General features: G+C 37.8%; 3 protein-coding genes. 1 reads left to right on the top strand and 2 read right to left on the bottom strand.

Annotation, left to right across the window (positions count from 1 at the left end; all coding sequences use genetic code 11):
- Nucleotides 1-206 precede the first annotated feature (206 nt).
- A complete protein-coding gene (locus B5D46_RS11895) occupies nucleotides 207-890 on the top strand; it encodes an alpha/beta hydrolase (RefSeq protein ID WP_078929638.1) in 684 nt (227 codons plus the stop codon).
- Between the two features lie 18 nt (nucleotides 891-908).
- Here the strand turns inward: B5D46_RS11895 and B5D46_RS11890 are convergent, their stop codons facing one another.
- Nucleotides 909-1253: a phenylpyruvate tautomerase MIF-related protein gene (locus tag B5D46_RS11890; RefSeq protein ID WP_078929637.1), complete on the bottom strand. Its 345-nt coding sequence runs from the start codon at nucleotides 1251-1253 to the stop codon at nucleotides 909-911.
- Nucleotides 1254-1325: 72 nt separating this feature from the next.
- Nucleotides 1326-1781, bottom strand: coding sequence for an Hsp20 family protein (locus B5D46_RS11885; protein WP_078929636.1), 456 nt, complete (start codon nucleotides 1779-1781; stop codon nucleotides 1326-1328).
- Nucleotides 1782-2042: the final 261 nt, after the last annotated feature.

Genomic DNA, 2042 nt, shown 5'->3' with positions numbered 1-2042 from the left:
AGCAAGATAATAAATCAATACAAGTTTTTAAAGAGCATCAATCCTAGAGTGGATCTGGATTTACTTAAATTTTTTATCTGGGAAACTCGAGTTAAATAATTGCAAAAGAAAGCTATTTTTGTACTTAATTTGCAGATAATCTAGCAAAAAGACATCATTATTCTCTGTTTTTTGTCTGAGTTCAGGAATTTTAAAGGATAGTCTGTATGGATAGAAAAGATTTTAAGATTGAAAATACAGCCATAACCATTTTTTGTTCTGAAAAGGCTGATTCTCCACTGATTCTTTTCAACTCCTTTAACTCAGATGGGGCAGAGATTGTAGACATGCTCTCTAAGATGGATACACCAGACTTTAATTTTCTGAATGTGAAGGTGGATGACTGGAATCATTATCTCTCTCCATGGAACTGTCCTTCTCTGTATCACAGTGAGCCTCCATTTGACGGCGACGCAGATGAGTTTCTCTCACTCATAGAAAAGACTGTAATTCCTGAGGCACTGAAGCTTATAAACGGCAGTCCATCCTATATCGGCATCAGTGGCTATTCTCTTGCAGGACTGTTTGCCCTTTACGCTATCTGTAAATCTGATATTTTTGACAGAGCTGCAAGTATGTCAGGCTCTTTGTGGTTTCCTGATTTTGTGGAATTTTTTAAGACAAATCTTAAAAGAAAACCCTCAAAAATCTATCTTTCACTTGGAGATAAGGAAAGCTCGGTCAGAAACCGCTATCTTAAAACCGTAAAGGATAAGACAGTTGAGCTTTATGAGTCTGTAAAAGAGCAGGGGATAGATTGCATTTTTGAGAGTAATCCAGGCAATCATTTTTTTGAGCCCGATAAGCGCTGTGCTAAGGGTATGGCCTGGATTTTGAGTGATAATCGCTAGGAAAAAGACAGCTGTTCTCTAGAAAAGCTGTCCGTTCCATCCCCATTCATTAATGGACTGGAAAGTAACATATACCTTGTCTGATGGTGTACCGAGAGCACTCTTAAGATAATCACATATACGCTGTGTAATAGCATTGTAGGCATCTCTGTTGGCGCTTCCAAACTGCTGTACTGAAATCATGGCTCCGTTATCAAGTTTGTTATCTCCAAGCCACAGGTCGTAGCCAGACTCTATTCCTGTCATAATAAAGCCAGCAGGCTTGTGCAGTTCGTCTTTGATTATTGCAGTAAGCTCTTTTTGAAGTGCTGTCTTTTCTGAATCTGAAAGATCCTTTGAAATTCTTGCTTGTACGAATGGCATACATACTCCTTAAAAAAAAATCTGCAGATAGCTTCTAAGATACTACCTGCAGATTCCTTAATCAATCGTGATTTAATGGATAGTTATAGCAGTTTTCTTCTGCTCCTGTTTCTGTTTGTTAATTCTGATATCAAGTTCACCTCCTGCAAATGCAGCATTGATCTCCTTAGGGTCTGCATCGTTAAAATGCAGTGTTCTCTGGTAAACACCTGAGCTGCGCTCCTTAATTAGGTAGCCTTCAGAATCCTTCTTTTCCTTCTCTGTATGGTGTTCAGCCTTAATCATCAGATTGCCTTCATCAAAATCAAGCTTGATATCCTCTTTCTTAACTCCAGGCATATCAGCCTTAATCTGGTAGTGATCACCGCAGTCCTGTACGTCTATTCTGATGTTATCTTCAGGCATCTGAGAGAACATATTTTCAAAGTCGGTCAAAGGTCTTGAGAAAATATCAAAAATAGTTGGCATACCAAAATTGTGACGATTCATATTCTGATGACGATTTTCGTATCTAGCTAAAGCGTTCATAATAAATCTCCTTAAGGTAACAACCTTTCATATTTTCCTTTCACATATGTACATAAGGTCTTTTTTTTAGATTTAAAGAGAAATGAGTTTTGTTCTCAACTATAGAAAAATCCCTTTAAAATCGAATTTCTGTCCCCATGTAAAAAGATGATGTGCTCTCCTTTTCCGTATCTTTCCCAAGCCCGAACTGACAACCATTATATAACGTCGCAAAATATCCATGTCGATTTTGTTTACTAAAAGGTCTGACATGGATACTCC

Origin of the sequence: Succinivibrio dextrinosolvens DSM 3072 (assembly GCF_900167015.1) — a bacterium.
Classification (GTDB): Bacteria; Pseudomonadota; Gammaproteobacteria; order Enterobacterales; family Succinivibrionaceae; genus Succinivibrio; species Succinivibrio dextrinosolvens.
The sequence above is the reverse complement of the archived record's forward strand: the minus strand, read 5'-3'. Positions and strand labels throughout refer to the sequence as shown.